We start from the raw sequence: 17,589 nt of genomic DNA on the forward strand, positions 1-17,589 counted from the left end.
CCCTATATGAAAAAGCAGGAAAATAAATTCCTGCTTTTTCAGTAACTTATCTCTTCGAAATACTAGTTGACTGCTAAAACAGACATTGTTTGAGAGTTGCTATCTTTCTCAAAGAACATTTCTAATACTTCCTGAGATCTAAAACCATCGTTAAAAGAAGGGATCTCAACCCAATCTTTCTGAGTTGATGCAATCCAATTGATTAACTCGCTTCTAAAAGAATCAGCCCAACCATAAAATTCGTTTGGCGGATCGCTTAATAGGCTTTGCGGCACTGGGCAGTCTACCACGTTCAAGCCATCTATGAGCTTGTAAACGTGAGGATTGCCTGTATGGTATTTAAACTCTTTTTTGTGTCCTACTACCTCAATGCTAAAACCACAGTCTTCAGGTACAGAACATTTTGATGTGATGATATTTACAAATACCTTGTTCTTCAGTTGGCCATAAATTTCAGCATAGTCATCTACAAGTACCTGTTTATCCTCTTTTGTTTTTACATTTGTGTTCATCTTTGCCCTTACTGATTCTGTGATGAAATCACTCTCAAACAAATACCATACCATGTCGATGAGGTGAATACCCAGATCCCCCAATGACCCGCTAGTCTTCTTACTATTAGCGTCATCTCTCCAAGTAAACTTCTTACGTCTAATTGCACTATTTTTCTTGAAGTGTGCTTTTATGGACAATATGTTACCTAGTTCATTATTGATAATTAAGCTTTTTAAGATATTTACGTAAGACAAATATCTATAATTAAATCCCATACTAGCTCTTACGCCTAACCTTTCAGCAGTATCTTTCATTATGCTTGCTTCCTCAAGAGAAATAGCCATAGGCTTTTCACACAATACATGCTTATGTTTTGCTAATGCTTGCAAAGCATGTTCTTTATGGCAAAAGTTTGGTGATGCTACAATTACACCTTCTGAGACATCAATTAGTTCATCTACATTTTCATATGTCTTTCCACCGAAAGTTTTCACAAAGCTTTCCGCATTTTGTTGATTGATGTCATACACCCCAACTAACTCTGCATTTTTTATTGTAGATAAAGCAGTTGCATGCGCTCTTGCAATACCACCTGCACCTATGATACCAATCTTCTTCATATCTATTTCCTCCTGATTATCCAATTAATTTTTTTAAGGTATTGGTAATTCCTTTTGAGTACTCATTATCAGTTATCAGTGGGTGCAAGTTTTTGGCTTCTTGTGTTGCATTTTTTAGTAGATATCCATTCCCTACTGCCTGTAACATACGAACATCATTTCCGCTATCTCCAAATGCGATAGCTTTTTCGGTATTTAGGTTGTGTTTCTCTAACATAAACTTTACAATTTCATTCTTTCCTGTTCCGATAGGTATAAAATCTACATCATAGCTGTCTTCTGGATCACCTGCTAAGGGATTACAGCGATTTATATTAACTGAAACTCCGTATTCCTCGCAGATCTTTTCAATTGCTAATAGGTTTTTCTTGTCGTTTATTTCATCTTGTTCCTGATAATAAAAATTATGCTTATACCGTGACTTTCCTAATTGAGTTTGGGGATTCAAAAGAATGTTATGATGTTCATGTAACTGTTTCACAAGTATTTCAATCTTTTCTTTACTAAACTCTTCATTTATACGACTGTTCCACTCATTATCTTGCTGTCCGAAGTTATGCTCTGAAAAGTACGTAATTTCAGTTCCAAGATCACTAGCTATAAAATGCGGGAAATATCTAAATTTTCCTCGTTCCATTTTATCGAGAATAGATTCTATACTACTCCCAGTAACCCATCCGATGAGTAGTTCCCCATCTTTACTTTTTTGTTCTAGATAGTCTTCGAGTTCATAAATGTCTTGTTGTTTTTGTTCGTCGATTGTATGCGGAAAATACGTTTCATCAAAATCACAAAAAACAATATACTTAGGATGTTCAACCTTGGATAACGTTTTATACTCCGACTTCTTGCTTAATAACATGAAACAGTCCCTCCATTACCCTGTCTTGTTCTTCTAAAGTAAATGACGGATATAAAGGCAAATGCAGTACCTGACTATGAGCCTTTTCCGTATGAACCAATTGGAGTTTTGTATACTTGTCCTGTACTAAAGGAGTTTTTTGCATATGAGACAGTATTGGATAATATACATCTGTTTGAACACCAAACTCTTCATTTAATTTAGTCATGATATCTGTCCTATCTTCTGTTCTTACCTTAATAGGAAACAGATGCCACACATGATCTTCACTTAATTCTGGTAATTCAATAAGGCCTTTATTCTGTAATTCTGCTAATTGAGTAATGTATCTATCCGCCAAGAATAGTCTTTTGAAGTTGTTTAATGAAAGATACTTCATTCTCTCTAAACCAATTGCTGCCTGTAAATTGTCCATTTTTGAATTAAATCCAAAATTGATGACTTTCTTATTTTTCACATTTACTTCAAAACCATGATAACTAAATTGTATGCATTTTTTAGCGAGTTCTTCATTATCAGTTGCTATTGCCCCAGCCTTACCACATACACCAAAATTCTTATATGGATTAAAACTTAATGTAGTTATGTCTGCATGCTTTCCTAAGTCTGTCAGTCCAATTCCTTGGCAAGCATCCTCAATTACTTTCAATTGATAACGATTTGCTATTTGACGGATATGCTTCATTTCTGAATGTTTTCCGTATAAATGCACAGGTAGAATAAACTTTGTATAAGGAGTTATTGCTTCCTCGATTTTGTTAGGATCGATGCAGAATGTTTGTGGGTTAATATCTACATAGATAGGAACGCCTCCCAAAGCTAACACAGCATTTTCAGTAGCTGAAAAGCTATTAGCTGGCATGATAACTTCATCCCCTCGGTTTAACCCTAAAGCCAATAATCCTATCATAATTGCATCCGTTCCACTGCTAGTTGCAATTACATACCTTTTATGTAAATATGTAGATAAAACTTTTTCGAATTGCTCTAAATAGGAACCACTAGTAAATTTTCCAGTTGGCAAAACTTTCGTTAATGTATTTAAGATATCATCCACTTCATCATTGGTTATTAATCTGTCTACAGGCATAAAAGGGACTTTACTGATTTCACGATTTTTTTGGTAGTTGAAAAGGTCGTTTTCAATATCTGTATTTTCTTTTAATACTTGTTTCCATCGCTCGTTTGCAATACTGTCTTCAATAACAAGTTCTTTTCCTTGCACGTCACCTTTTAAGTGTTTTAGGAGTAACGTGTTTTCTTTGCTTTTACCTGAAACTCTAACCTGTTTTTGCATGAACAGTACCTCCAATGATTTTATAATCTGGAAAATTTGATACAAATTTATCCTAATTTCTGAAACCGATAACATGTCAATAACTTTTTTGAGGAAGGGAAAATATGCCTACAATTGATGAAATAGCAAGATTATGCAACGTGTCTAAAACCACAGTATCAAGAGTATTGAATAATCATCCTTATGTGTCGAAAGAAAAAAGAGATATGATCTTAAAGGCTATTAACGAACTTGACTACACTCCCAATTATTTAGCTCGGAATTTTAGGAGAAATAAGACACAAACGATAGCTTTATCTGTTCCGAGTATCGACCATCCATTTTTTGCTCAATTAATAAAAGGGGTCTCTCATGAAGCACTGTCTAAGAATTACAAGGTAATTGTATTTCAAACCTTTTATGACAAACAGACAGAGCTAGAATTATTAGAGTTATTGAAACATAAAGAAGTGGATGGTATTATTCTTGGAACTTTAGAAAATGAATGGGATCAGATATCCCCTTTTTTAAAGTATGGTCCTATCTTATTATGTAATGAATATCATCACTCAGCGGACATCACGATAATTGGGTATGATGAATTTGAAGCCGCATACATGGGGGTAGTACATTTAATTGAAAGAGGGCATAAAAAAATTGGGTTTTGTTTTGATACTCCATATAGCGAAGCTCAATGTCAGAGGAAAGAGGGTTATTTGAAAGCTTTACAAGATTACAATTTACATCATAGAAACGAATGGATATTCGGCGAAATGTTTAATATCGAGGATGGTTTTCGTGTTTTTCATAAGATAAAGGATCTAAAGGACAGACCCTCAGCAATATTTACAGGGAATGATCAAGTCGCCGCAGGGATTATTAAACAGGCGATAAAAAATGGCTTTCATGTTCCAGAAGACTTAGCTGTCATTGGTTTTGACAACCAACTGATTTGCCAAGTAGTGACTCCGACCATAACAACAATTGATATTCCCATAATAGAATTAGGTCAACAGGCTGTGTTGAAAATAATCGAGTATATTTCGGGTAACACTTCTTTAAACAGAAACATTATTAAACTGCCAACAAGTCTTATTATAAGAGAATCAACTTAACTATAGATTTTCTTTTCACTTCCTTATCATTTTATATCTTTTTATAGAAAAAGAGGTTATTCATATTTAACCTCTTTTTCAATCAGGAAACCTGTTTTTTGAAATTCTCATAAATGCTCCTATACCAAAGTCGTCAATTATTTCTACGCCTTTCATTTTCGCCCTCTGGTAGTATCACTTCAAATCTGATCCATTTTCTTATCAAACAAATTTTGTGCAGCAATGCGGATGAGCAGACATATACAATAAAAAAACCATCCTATGCTATTAAGCAAGAATGGTTTTTTTGGTTATATTGAGTTTGTACATAACCTTGAATCACTTCTAACAAAATGAGATTTAAATAAGTGTGAAATTGCTCTACCTTTGTAGATAGTTCTTTAACTATCCCTGCCAAATGATTCTTTTACAGCATCCGCAAACTCCTGTGGACTTAATTCTTGAACCCTTTTATTTCACTTACCTGCCCCATTTTGAAGTCTTCCATACTCTACAGATAGAGTAACTCCTATCCTTTACTGCCTAAGTCTACCATGTTGGGATTTTTTCCAACTAGGCATTACTGCCGCTTACCGAACGCTCTTTGCCTTTTTTTTCACCATGAAGATGGTGAAGCAGACGATAAAACGGCGGCAAGAGGGCAATGACAAGGATGACGCGTATGACCTGAACCGCAACGACAAAGGTGGAATCGGCATGCAAGGTAACAGACGTCGTTGCCATTTCTGCAATGCCGCCGGGCGCAAATGCCAGAACAGAAGTGATGAGCGAGATTCCTGTCAGCTTGGATACGATCACGGCGCTTAAAAACATAGCTGCGATTAAACCGACGGACGAGACAAATCCGACGATGATAATGCGGCTGACGCCGGCAAACATGCTTTTGTACATCTTAGAGCCAATCGTTGCCCCGAGAAATACTTGCGACACATGGTTAGCTTGTGACGGCCACCAAGCTGTCATGTCGTGCCCTGTCACCGCAGCTCCGCCAACGTGTACAAGTGCTACACCGAGCATGCTGCCGAGCAGCCAAGGAGCCGGAAACTTTAAAAATTTCGCAGCTTTGCAAGCTCCCCAAGCAGCGAGAATCAAAACGGCGGTCCATAAAACGGGAGCGAGCCTAAAATCTATCGTTGTTGAGGAAAGTGTTTCTGCTGCGGCACTTGCGGAACGATCTTGTTTTGTATAGATCAGAATGACTAAAAACGGAATGGAAAGCACCACGAGCAGCACCCGCATCATTTGAACAAGGCTGACAATGGCGGTATTGGCGCCGACCTCCTGCGCGATGCTCGGCATGGCGGACAGCCCGCCGGGAGCCGTGCCGACAAAGCTTGTCATCATATCTGTTTTGCTGAAACGCCAAAGCACATATCCTGACAGCATGGCCAGCAGTATAGACAATATCAGCATAACGCCGACTGAAAACCAATGGTCTTTGAGGACAGAAAGAACGGATAAGTTCAGCTTTTGGCCCAATTCGATGCCGAGGATCATCTGCCCGAGGGCGAGCCATCGGCGGTTAATTCCTTTTTGGTCTGGCGCCATCATCAGCCATGCCGGCCGTATCATAGCGAGACAGCAGGCGACAATCAGCGTTCCGATCATCCATCCAATCGATATTCCGGTCAATGAAAGAATAAACCCCCCGGCAGCACTGATTGCGATAAACCATAGATCTTTGAGGAGATTTTCGTCTTTCTTCAATGTAAAACCCTTCTTCCTTTTCACGTAGCACTCCAATTGTTCACGTAGTGAATGTATTATTACTATAGTATATTTTCGTTGATAAAGAAATTATGAATTATTTTCTATTAGCCATTCACTTTTCTTATGACTTTGTGTTCGAGCTTCTCGATTGTGTAAGTCAGGCATAAACCCGCTGCCAGCAAACACACGGCAAGGGCGTAAAAAATCATTTCTCCGCCAAACGATGTCAGGATCAGCCCGCCTGCCAGTGGTCCGATTGAGCGGGATATATCCCAATGCAGGCCGTATACCGCATAAAACCGGCCGAGCAGATGAGGCGGTGACAATTTTGAAATGAAGGTCTGGATGTGAGTTAGTCCGATACTTTCGCCAACTGTCATCACCGCTGCCGTCACTAATAGCATTGTCAGGGAGGTAGAGCATGCAAAGCCGGCAGCCGCAAGAGAGTAGCAGAGATAAGTAATGAGAAGGATCGTTTTCATTGAAAGTTTTTCTGTCCCTTTTACAAGAGGAACTTGGAGAACAAAGCTGAATAAAGCTTTTGCCGCCGAGTAGATGGTCAGCATGGATAGATAATCGGAAAACATGTTTTTGCTGAACAGCCTGTATGTTGTTTCTGTTTGCGCGTATAACATGCTGATGGGGAGAGAAAGCAGCAACAGAAGCAGTACAGGCCTGTATATCGTAAAGCTTTCGGACATTTCCGATGTTACAGCTGTCTTTAGCGGCTTTGTTTCTGGCAGTTTCAGTGCAGCGATCAGAAAGTAGATGAACAATGCCGCAGCATCTAATGCGAATATCCACACGGGGTTATGATTGTACAGCAACATCCCCACTAGCGGCCCTGCCGTCAGGCCCGCCGAATAGATCGCATTGATGACCGCAAACACTTCCGAACGTCTGCTTTCCGGCGTACTTTCGGCGATTTGGGCGCGGGAAGCAGGTATGTACAACGATCTCCCGATGCCATTCATGACGTAGAGAATGGCAAAAAAATACGCATGATCGGCAAACACAAACCCCGCCATGGCCGCTGATTGCAGCAGCAATGCGATCAGAATCGCTGTGCGCCGCCCAAGCTGGTCCGTTACCCGTCCTGCAACGAGTGTCAGGCAAATATCAGCAAATGGCTGAAGGCTGATGATCAGCATCGGAATCATGACACTGCCGTTTAATTGTTCATGCAGGTACAGCACCATAAAAGGACCCATCATTGCACCCGTCAGGCTTGTCAGCATTTCGCCGATAAAGCGGAGCCAAACTGGAGCGGTATATCTCGATTTTATAGCTTGAAAGCTGGTCAACATGTGATCGCCGCCTTTCGCTGTTTGATATAGTAGTAGTGTATAGAAGGGGCGGCGGCCCAAAAAGTGAAGAAAATAAGAGAAAAAGATTCCCCTTTTGTCGGGAGGTGTTGGGATTGAAGCTGATTGAGCACTACGTGGCACTTGTGAAAACAGGACGCGCTGCGTATGGGCAAATGAACGAAATGACGCTCACTGAAGTTGCTGACTGTTTATTTTGTACAGAAAGAAATGCAAAGCTCATATTACATAAGCTGGAGAACAAGAATTGGATCATACGGGAAAGCGGGGCAGGGCGCGGCCGCAAATCCAAAATCGCGTTTCTTTGCCAGCCTGAAGAACTGCTTCTTCAAACTGCCAAGGAATATACAATGGCTGGAAAGCTTAAAAAGGCAAAGGAGCTGCTTCAGCAGTATCAGTCCGCGTTTCCAGGGCTTCAAAACGAATATGGCATGTGGTTTTCTGAGGTATTCGGTTTTGTGACAGAGACCGGCCGGGATGGAGAAAAGGATGTTCTCCGGCTGTTCATCACCCCTGAATCAGTCAGCAGTTTGGACCCGTGCCAAATATTTTTGCGGTCTGAGGGGCATTTCGTCAAGCAAATATTTGATACATTGCTCACGTTTGATTCGGCTGTGCAGAAGCCGAAGCCTCATTTGATACATGGATGGGAAGAGGAAGGGAAAAAACGATGGAGATTTTTTCTTCGAAAGGGTGTGTCTTTTCATAATGGACAGCCGCTGACAGCGCGGGATGTTGCGTTTACGTTTCAGCGCTTTTTGACACAGGCTGACAACCCGTATAAATGGCTGTTACACGGAGTGAAACAAGTCTTAGAAAATGGCTCTTATTGTGTGGAGATCATACTCGATAAGCCGAATGAGCTATTGCTGTATGTTCTTTGTGATGAACGGCTGTCCATTCTGCCGGCAGAACAGGGCGGCGGGATCAATGGAACAGGGCCTTTTCGGGTGAATCAGCATTGCGGGCAGATGCTTGTGCTTGAAGCCAATGAGCGCTACTTCAAGGGACGGCCCTTTTTGGATCGCGTTGAGTTTGTGTTTTCTGAACAAGCCGGAGAGATGAACGGTTTTACCATTCAAGAAAAACAAACATTTTCTGAGCAGCAAACCGTTTTTGATGAGCGGCATGTTCAGTATTTGTCACTCAATCTGAAAAAGACGGGGCCTCTTCAGCATCGAAGCTTTAGAAAAGCGCTCCGCCTGCTGATTTCCTCTGAACGGCTCGTTCGTGAAGCGGGAGGGCACCGCAGAACCCCGGTTACGGCTTTTTTGCATCCGAGTCCTTTCGATTGGGGAGGCGTTTCACCTTCTGAATTGCTGAAGCAGAGCGGATATGAGGGAGAAACGCTGGTGCTGTATACCTTTTCGGAAGCGGATCATCGTGAGGATGCCGAGTGGATTCAAAATGTTTGCGCCCAACATGGCATCAGGCTTACACTTCAATTCTGTGATTCTGCTGAGCTGCGCCGGCACGAAATCGTGCAGATGGCGGATATCATTCATGACAGTGCGACGTTTTATCAAGACAGTGAGTTTGGTTTTTTGCATTTGCTGCTGTCGGAGAACAGTTTTTTGTGTCAGCATCTATCTGAAAAGCTGGAACAGATATGCTCAGGAATGACAGAACGGATATTTTCAATGTCTGACCGCTGTTCGAGAATCCATATGCTGCAGGACATTGACTGTCAGCTTATACAGGAGTTCAATGCGATTCCGCTGTATCAAAATGTACTGCAGGTGACATCGAGTGAGAATGTGAAAGGTCTGATGCTTGATGAAGAGGGGTGGATTGATTTGTACTCCGTGTGGCTGTCCAAATAAAAAAGAGGGTTCTATTATTGAACCCTCTCCGTCTTTTAAGACGCTGCCATGCTGCGGCATTGTTCAGCGCAGGCAAAGCAGGACTTCGCACATGTTTGGCAATGATCGTGATCATGCTTTTCACATTCAGTGCCGCACGCTTCACAAATATCGGCGCAAAGTGCGCAAATTTCTTTCATGAACGGGCTGTCCGTTTGCATGGCTTTGACCGCCAGCGTGCAAATATCCGCGCATTCCCTGTCAAGCCGGATGCAGCCGCTGAGATCGTGATGCGCGCTTTCTTCCAGGCATTTTGTAAAACAATGATTGCAAGCCTCCATACAATCGATGCAAGCCTCAATACAAGCTTCTACATATTGCTCCATGGTTGATTCCCCCTGTATGGCAGTGTATGGTTTTATGTTTCCCGGCTGCATTTGAAAAAAACAGGTGAGTGTGTTTTTGGGGAATGGATATGTACATATACCCTTAACGGGTATATCTAACGTTCCATCAGATAGTATAGAAACCAGACAGCGTGATGTTGTTCATCCCGTGCGGCGCGCGTAAAGATGCCTTTCGCTTTTAAGTTTGAGGTTTCCTCGGCCGCACGCAAATAAAAGTCGACTGTTTCTTGTTCATCTTTAAAAGCGGCGTCCAGTCCTCTTGTAAAAGTGTCCGGGCATTCCTCCGTTTGTTTCGGCATGATGTGTTTGCCGGTAATGGCACCGTACAGTGTGGAAAATTCACGGAGGTGGCGCATTTCGTCACGCCTGATTTCTTCAATCTGTTTTCTGACTTCATCGCGGTGGGTAAGTTCGGCAAGCTTGCGGTAGCATTGAATCGCACTGAATTCTCCGTTAATGGCCTTTTCCAGATTCCGAATCAAAACAGGATCTTCCCGGTATGGCGCCGGATAGGGATAGTAGCTGTAATGCAAAAGGGTTCAACTCCATTCTTAGGAATTGGGCTTCTGTAAAAGTATATGTTGGGCAGGGAGAGATGTGCGGAGATCATCAGCTTTTTATATGTGAAAAGGCCGTTTTTACCAATAGATCAGATTGGTCATTTTCGTCAACATTCGATAAAATATATAGAGATAAAAAGAGAGGGGTCTTCTAATTTGGGAGCAGAGTTTTTAGTAGGCAGATCCGGGAGTGGAAAAACGAAGCTGATCATCGACAGCATTCAGGATGAACTGCGCCGGGCTCCATTCGGGAAACCGATCATTTTTCTAGTCCCGGATCAAATGACGTTTTTAATGGAATACGAGCTTGCTAAAACGCCTGATATGGGCGGAATGATACGTGCTCAATTGTTCAGCTTTTCACGATTGGCCTGGCGCGTCCTTCAGCATACGGGAGGAATGAGCAGGCCGTTTCTTACGAGCACAGGCGTACAGATGCTCCTGCGGAAGCTCATTGAGGAGCATAAACAGGAGTTTAAAGTCTATCAAAAAGCAAGTGACAAAAGCGGATTTACCGCACAGGTTGAACGGATGCTGACAGAATTTAAGCGTTACTGCCTGGAACCGGAAGATATCCGCCGGATGGCGGAAAGCGGAACGGCTTCCGAGTATCGCGGGGAACGTGTTTTATCTGAAAAGCTTCATGATTTATCAATTCTGTATCAGCAGATGGAAAAAAGCCTTGCAGATCAATATCTTCACTCTGAGGATTATTTGACATTGCTGGCAGAGCATATTCCGTTTGCGGAAGATATAAAAGGCGCGCATATTTATGTGGACGGCTTTTATCAATTTACACCGCAGGAATTCAGGGTGTTGGAGCAGCTTATGGTTCATGCGGAGCACATCACGTTTTCGCTCACAGCGGACAAGCCGTCATATGAGCGGGAGCCGCATGAACTGGAATTGTTCAGAATGACGGGAAAAACGTATTATCGCCTGCATCAGAAGGCGAAGGAACTGAATCTGGACATTACCTATAAAGAGCTAAGCGGGACTGAGCGGCATACGCAGACGCCGGAACTGGCACATCTAGAGGCGCAGTATGAAGCGCGACCGGCCATCCCGTACGCAGAAAAACAAGAGGCTTTTACTGTGATGCAGGCCGCAAACAGACGAGCTGAACTGGAAGGCATTGCCCGGGAAATTCACGCTCTTGTCAGAGAGAAGGGCTATCGCTATAAGGATGTAGCGATTCTTGCGCGCCAGCCGGAAGACTACAAGGATATGGTGAAGGAAGTTTTCGCAGATTACGAGATTCCTTATTTCATTGACGGAAAAGCTTCTATGCTGAACCATCCGTTAATAGAATTTATCCGGTCGAGCATTGATGTTCTGAAAGGGAATTGGCCTTATGAAGCGGTGTTTCGCTGCGTGAAAACCGAACTGCTATTCCCGCTTAACGAGCCGAAAACTAAGGTGAGAGAACAGGTCGATCAGCTTGAAAATTACTGTATCGCCTACGGGATCAAAGGCGATCGCTGGACAAGGGGCGACCGTTTCCATTACAGACGTTTTGTGTCATTGGATGATGATTTTGCGCAAACCGATCAGGAAATCGAAATGGAAAACATGCTGAATGACACACGCGACTGGATTGTTCCGCCGCTTTTTCAGCTTCAAAAACGAATGAAAAAAGCAAAGACGGTTCAGGAGAAGGCGGAGGCGCTCTACCGCTATCTAGAAGAGACGGATGTGCCGCTGAAGCTGGATCAGGAAAGACAGCGTGCTGAGGAAGACGGCAGAATCATTGAAGCGCAGCAGCATCAGCAGGCGTGGGATGCAGTCATTCAGCTGCTTGAGGAGTTTGTTGAAATGATGGGAGATGAAGAGATTTCTCTTGATTTGTTTCAGCAAATGATGGAGGCCGGCGCGGAGTCGCTTACATTTTCTCTAATTCCGCCTGCGCTTGACCAGGTGTTTGTCGGCAATATGGATTTATCCAGAATGTACGGCACCTCTTGCACCTTTGTGCTGGGGGCAAACGACGGCGTTCTGCCTGCACGCCCCGATGAAAATGGGGTGCTGTCAGACGATGACCGGGAATGGCTGAAAACGGTTGGGATTGAACTTTCCTCAGGCGGGCGGGAGCGTCTGCTTGATGAGCATTTCCTCATCTATATGGCGTTTTCCAGTCCGTCTGACCGGCTTTACGTATCGTATCCGATTGCCGATGCGGAAGGAAAAACGCTTTTGCCATCGATTGTCATTAAACGGCTGGAAGAACTGTTTCCGCAGCATAAGGAGCGTCTGTTGACAAATGAACCTGAACAGGTCAGCGATGAGGAACAGCTTATGTATGTCGTCAATAAAAGCGTGGCACAGTCCTTTACCGCGAGCCAGCTCAGATTATGGACTCGGGAATACGACATCAGCGACGTCTGGTGGAGCACGTACAATGTGCTGATGAGTGAGCCGGACAGGCTGCAATCGAAAAAGCTGTTCTCAAGCCTGTTTTTCCGGAATGAAGTGAAGCAGCTTGAACGCAGCGTGTCGAGACAGCTTTATGGTGAACGCATTCAGGGCAGTGTATCGAGAATGGAAACCTTTAACGCGTGCCCGTTCTCCCATTTTGCATCACACGGGCTGCATCTAAAGGAACGGCAATTTTTCAAGCTCGAAGCACCGGATATCGGCCAGCTGTTTCATTCCAGCTTAAAGCTGATTTCAGACCGGCTGCGCGAGCAAAAAATGGATTGGCGCGATTTAACGAAAGAGCAGTGCGAACTGTTTTCCTATGATGCGGTAGAGCGGCTGGCGCCGAAACTGCAAAAGGAAATTTTGCTCAGCTCAAACCGGCATTATTATGTAAAGGAAAAACTGCAAAAAATTGTGACACGCGTGTCTGGCATTTTAAGCGAGCATGCGAAAGCGAGCGGATTTGTGCCGATTGGGCTTGAACTGGGCTTTGGAGGAAAAGGGCCGCTTCCGCCGCTGACCTTTAAGCTGAAAAACGGCTGCACGATGGAACTCGTCGGGCGAATTGACCGCGTAGATAAAGCGGAAAGCTCAAAAGGCCTGCTCCTAAGGATTGTCGATTATAAATCAAGCGACAAAGGCCTTGACTTAGCGGAAGTATATTACGGACTGGCGCTGCAAATGCTGACGTATCTTGATTTATCAATTACTCATTCAGCTGACTGGCTCGGAATGAGGGCGACGCCTGCCGGAGTGCTGTATTTCCATATTCATGACCCGATGATTCAATCTAATCTCCCGCTTGGGCTTGACGAGATTGAACAGGAGATCTTTAAGAAATTTAAAATGAAGGGCTTGCTCCTCGGCGATCAGGAAGCGGTTCGCCTCATGGATACGACCCTTCAAGAGGGACGGTCGAATATCATCAACGCGGGCTTGAAGAAAGACGGCTCTCTCAGATCGGATTCAGCGGCAGTCGGCGAGAAGGAATTTGAGCTGTTGACGAAGCATGTGCGCCGCACCTTCCAAGAAGCAGGCGAACAAATCACTGACGGACGCGTATCGATTGAGCCGTATAAAATGAAGAACAAGACGCCGTGCACATACTGTGCGTTCAAATCAGTATGCCAATTTGATGAGTCATTAGAAGAAAACGAGTATCGCCCGTTAAAGGCTGAAAAGGATAAGACGATACTTGAGTGGATAAAAAAGGAGGCGGATGGCAATGAACATTCCTAAACCGGCAGACAGCACATGGACAGATGACCAATGGAATGCCATTGTCTCAACCGGCCAGGATATTCTCGTGGCAGCGGCGGCGGGCTCCGGTAAAACCGCTGTGCTCGTTGAACGAATGATCCGGAAAATCACCGCGGAAGAAAACCCGATTGATGTAGACCGGCTTCTCGTTGTGACATTTACAAACGCCTCAGCGGCAGAGATGAAACACCGGATCGCGGATGCCCTGGAAAAAGAGCTTGTAAAGCGCCCCGGCTCGCTGCATATCAGACGCCAGCTGTCTCTTTTAAACCGGGCCAGCATTTCGACACTTCATTCCTTTTGCCTGCAAGTGCTGAAAAAATATTACTATTTGATTGATCTTGATCCGGGCTTTCGGATTGCTGATCAGACAGAAGGCGAGCTGCTCGGGGATGAGGTGCTGGACGAGCTGTTTGAAGACGAATACGCAAAGGGCGAAAAGGCGTTTTTTGAACTTGTTGACCGCTACACGACAGACCGGCACGATCTGGATCTGCAATTTCTCGTCAAACAGGTGTACGAGTATTCACGTTCCCACCCAAACCCGGAGGCATGGCTGGAAAGCTTTGTTCATTTGTATGATGTATCGGAAAAGAGCGCCATCGAGGAGCTTCCGTTTTATCAATATGTCAAAGAGGATATTGCGATGGTGCTTAACGGAGCAAAGGAGAAGCTTCAGCGCGCGCTTGAGCTGACGAAAGCGCCGGGCGGCCCCGCGCCGCGCGCTGACAATTTTCTTGATGATCTTGGGCAGCTTGATGAACTGATTCAGCATCAGGATGATTTCACTGAGCTTTATAAGCGGGTGCCCGCAGTCTCTTTTAAGCGCGCGAAAGCAGTAAAAGGAGACGAGTTTGATCCTGCACTCCTTGAAGAAGCGACAGATTTGAGAAACGGTGCAAAAAAACTGCTTGAAAAGCTTAAAACCGACTACTTCACAAGAAGTCCTGAACAGCATTTGAAAAGCTTGGCCGACATGAAGCCTGTTATTGAAACGCTCGTACAGCTTGTCATCAGCTATGGAAAACGGTTCGAAGCCGCGAAGCAGGAAAAATCAATCATTGATTTTTCTGATTTGGAGCATTACTGTTTATCCATTTTGACAGCTGAGGATGAAACAGGTGAGCGCCAGCCGAGCGAGGCAGCAAGATTTTATCAAGAGCAGTTTCATGAGGTGCTCGTTGACGAATATCAGGATACCAACCTAGTGCAGGAATCGATCCTGCAGCTCGTCACAAGCGGACCGGAGGAAACAGGCAACCTGTTTATGGTAGGTGATGTCAAACAGTCCATTTATCGATTCAGGCTTGCGGAGCCGCTTCTTTTCCTCTCCAAATACAAACGGTTTACAGAGAGCGGAGAAGGCACAGGACGGAAAATTGACTTGAATAAAAATTTCCGAAGCCGGGCTGATATTTTAGATAGCACAAACTTTTTATTTAAACAGCTGATGGGCGGCAAAATCGGTGAGGTTGATTATGACGAGCAGGCTGAGCTGAAGCTTGGTGCGGCGTATCCGGACAATGATAAGACGGAAACGGAGCTGCTGCTGATCGACAACGCAGAAGAGACGGATGCAGGCGAAGAAGCAGAAGAGCTGGAAACGGTGCAGTTCGAGGCGAAAGCGATCGCTAAGGAAATTCGCAAGCTGATTTCATCACCATTTAAGGTGTATGACGGAAAAACGAAAACACACCGCAATATTCAATACCGCGATATCGTGATTTTGCTCCGCTCCATGCCGTGGGCGCCGCAAATCATGGAGGAGCTAAGAGCTCAGGGCATACCGGTTTACGCCAATTTAACGTCAGGCTATTTTGAAGCGGTCGAAGTTGCCGTCGCGCTTTCTGTGCTGAAGGTAATCGATAACCCGTATCAGGATATACCGCTTGCCTCTGTTCTGCGCTCACCAATTGTCGGAGCAGATGAAAACGAGCTCTCTTTGATCCGGCTTGAAAATAAAAAAGCGCCGTACTATGAAGCGATGAAAGACTATTTGGCTGCCGGCGACCAGAACGACGAGCTTTACCAAAAGCTGGAAACGTTCTACGGACATCTTCAAAAATGGCGTGCGTTTTCGAAAAACCACTCAGTATCTGAGCTGATTTGGGAAGTGTACCGCGACACGAAATACATGGATTATGTCGGCGGGATGCCGGGCGGAAAACAGCGCCAGGCCAATTTGCGTGTTCTCTATGACCGTGCGCGCCAATATGAATCGACGGCATTTCGCGGCCTGTTCCGTTTCCTGCGGTTTATCGAACGCATGCAGGAGCGGGGCGATGATCTTGGAACGGCGCGAGCGCTCAGCGAGCAGGAGGATGTTGTCCGCTTAATGACGATCCACAGCAGCAAAGGGCTCGAATTTCCCGTCGTGTTTGCAGCAGGTCTCGGCCGGAATTTCAACATGATGGACTTGAACAAATCGTACCTGCTGGACAAGGAGCTTGGGTTCGGCACAAAGTATATTCATCCGCAATTGCGCATCAGCTACCCGACGCTGCCGCTCATTGCGATGAAGAAAAAAATGCGCAGGGAGCTGCTGTCAGAGGAATTGCGTGTTCTCTATGTTGCATTAACGAGAGCGAAAGAAAAACTGTTTCTGATTGGCTCGTGCAAGGATCATCAGAAACAGCTCGCAAAATGGCAGGCATCCGCGTCTCAAACTGACTGGCTTCTTCCGGAATTTGACCGTTATCAGGCAAAAACGTATTTAGATTTCATCGGACCGGCTCTTGCCAGACACAGAGATATGGAGGTTTTGGCTGAAAACGATGCGGCTATGCATGCTGATATATCAGGACACCCGGCTCGTTTTGCCGTTCGAATGATTCATTCCTATGATTTGCTGGATGATGATCTGGAAGAAAGAACGGAAGAAAAAAGCGAACGCTTAGAAGCGATCCGCAAAGGTGAACCAGTTCCCGGCTCGTTTGCATTTGATGAAAAAGCCCGCGAGCAGCTGAGCTGGACATACCCGCATCACGAGGTCACACAAATTCGTACAAAGCAGTCGGTTTCTGAGATCAAGAGAAAAAGAGAGTACGAGGATGAATACAGCGGCCGGGCCCCCGTTAAACCTGCTGACGGAAGCATTCTGTACAGGCGTCCCGCTTTTATGATGAAAAAAGGCCTGACAGCGGCGGAGAAAGGGACGGCCATGCATACGGTTATGCAGCATATCCCGCTTACACATATCCCAACGATAGAAGAAGCGGAGCAGACGGTTCACAAGCTTTATGAAAAAGAACTGCTCACTGAAGAACAAAAAAACGCTATTGATATAGAAGAAATCGTGCAATTTTTCCATACAGAAATCGGCGGACAGCTGATCGGCGCTAAATGGAAGGACCGGGAAGTGCCATTTAGTTTAGCGCTTCCGGCCAAGGAGATCTATCCTGATGCACAGGAGGCGGATGAACCGCTTTTAGTGCAGGGAATCATCGACTGTCTCTATGAAACTGAGGACGGCTTATATCTCTTGGACTATAAATCAGACCGGATTGAGGGCAAATTCCAGCACGGCTTTGAAGGAGCAGCCCCGATCTTGAAGAAACGATATGAAACGCAAATTCAGCTGTACACGAAGGCAGTTGAGCAAATTGCAAAAACAAAGGTAAAGGGATGTGCGCTTTATTTCTTTGACGGAGGGCACATTCTGACATTATAGCGAGATCCGTAAGCTCCGGGAATTCAGAAGGAGCGGATCTCGTTTTCTATACAAAAGTGAGGTGAAAGC

At 44.5% G+C, this 17,589-nt stretch carries 11 protein-coding genes; 4 read left to right on the top strand and 7 right to left on the bottom strand.

All coding sequences use genetic code 11. From position 1 onward, the window contains the following. Positions 1-62: 62 nt before the first annotated feature. Genes ntdC through ntdA form a run of 3 tightly spaced genes read right to left on the bottom strand, consistent with a single transcriptional unit; the run spans position 63 to position 3,274 of the window. A complete protein-coding gene (gene ntdC, locus GYO_RS28110) occupies positions 63-1,115 on the bottom strand; it encodes a glucose-6-phosphate 3-dehydrogenase NdtC (RefSeq protein WP_014113292.1) in 1,053 nt (350 codons plus the stop codon). A gap of 16 nt (positions 1,116-1,131) precedes the next feature. Next, positions 1,132-1,977, bottom strand: a complete 846-nt coding sequence (gene ntdB, locus GYO_RS28115; protein ID WP_014113293.1) for a kanosamine-6-phosphate phosphatase — start codon at positions 1,975-1,977, stop codon at positions 1,132-1,134. After that, a complete protein-coding gene (gene ntdA, locus GYO_RS28120) occupies positions 1,949-3,274 on the bottom strand; it encodes a 3-dehydro-glucose-6-phosphate--glutamate transaminase (RefSeq protein WP_014113294.1) in 1,326 nt (441 codons plus the stop codon). The genes ntdB and ntdA overlap by 29 nt, the downstream gene beginning before the upstream one ends. 104 nt (positions 3,275-3,378) lie before the next feature. Here ntdA and ntdR point away from each other — a divergent pair, with 104 nt between their 5' ends. Beyond that, positions 3,379-4,368 carry an NTD biosynthesis operon transcriptional regulator NtdR gene (gene ntdR, locus GYO_RS28125; RefSeq protein ID WP_014113295.1) on the top strand — a complete coding sequence of 330 codons (990 nt, stop codon included), beginning with the start codon at positions 3,379-3,381 and terminating at the stop codon, positions 4,366-4,368. A 552-nt stretch (positions 4,369-4,920) separates the two neighbouring features. Here ntdR and GYO_RS28130 read toward each other — a convergent pair. Together GYO_RS28130 and GYO_RS28135 are read right to left on the bottom strand one after the other, a co-directional pair. Beyond that, the gene (locus tag GYO_RS28130; protein ID WP_014113296.1) at positions 4,921-6,075 is read right to left on the bottom strand and encodes an AbrB family transcriptional regulator; all 1,155 of its coding nucleotides are present in this window, start codon (positions 6,073-6,075) and stop codon (positions 4,921-4,923) included. 107 nt (positions 6,076-6,182) lie between these two features. Next, complete coding sequence (locus tag GYO_RS28135) at positions 6,183-7,385, bottom strand: MDR family MFS transporter (protein ID WP_014113297.1); 1,203 nt, start codon at positions 7,383-7,385, stop codon at positions 6,183-6,185. Positions 7,386-7,498: 113 nt separating this feature from the next. Between GYO_RS28135 and GYO_RS28140 the strand changes: the two genes are divergently transcribed. Next, positions 7,499-9,226, top strand: coding sequence for an SgrR family transcriptional regulator (locus tag GYO_RS28140; protein ID WP_014113298.1), 1,728 nt, complete (start codon positions 7,499-7,501; stop codon positions 9,224-9,226). A gap of 35 nt (positions 9,227-9,261) precedes the next feature. Here the strand turns inward: GYO_RS28140 and GYO_RS28145 are convergent, their stop codons facing one another. After that, on the bottom strand, positions 9,262-9,591 hold the full coding sequence (locus tag GYO_RS28145) for a four-helix bundle copper-binding protein (protein WP_041520913.1): 330 nt from the start codon (positions 9,589-9,591) through the stop codon (positions 9,262-9,264). Positions 9,592-9,707: 116 nt separating this feature from the next. Continuing rightward, entirely contained in the window at positions 9,708-10,145 is a 438-nt protein-coding gene (locus GYO_RS28150) for a ferritin family protein (protein ID WP_014113300.1), read from the bottom strand. Between the two features lie 183 nt (positions 10,146-10,328). On the opposite strand from GYO_RS28150, the gene addB reads away from it, so the two are divergent. Further along, positions 10,329-13,829 carry a helicase-exonuclease AddAB subunit AddB gene (addB, locus tag GYO_RS28155; protein ID WP_014113301.1) on the top strand — a complete coding sequence of 1,167 codons (3,501 nt, stop codon included), beginning with the start codon at positions 10,329-10,331 and terminating at the stop codon, positions 13,827-13,829. Continuing rightward, positions 13,816-17,520: a helicase-exonuclease AddAB subunit AddA gene (addA, locus tag GYO_RS28160; protein WP_014113302.1), complete on the top strand. Its 3,705-nt coding sequence runs from the start codon at positions 13,816-13,818 to the stop codon at positions 17,518-17,520. The genes addB and addA overlap by 14 nt, the downstream gene beginning before the upstream one ends. The last annotated feature ends 69 nt before the right edge of the window (positions 17,521-17,589 follow it).

Origin of the sequence: Bacillus spizizenii TU-B-10, from assembly GCF_000227465.1 — a bacterium.
GTDB classification, from domain to species: Bacteria; Bacillota; Bacilli; order Bacillales; family Bacillaceae; genus Bacillus; species Bacillus spizizenii.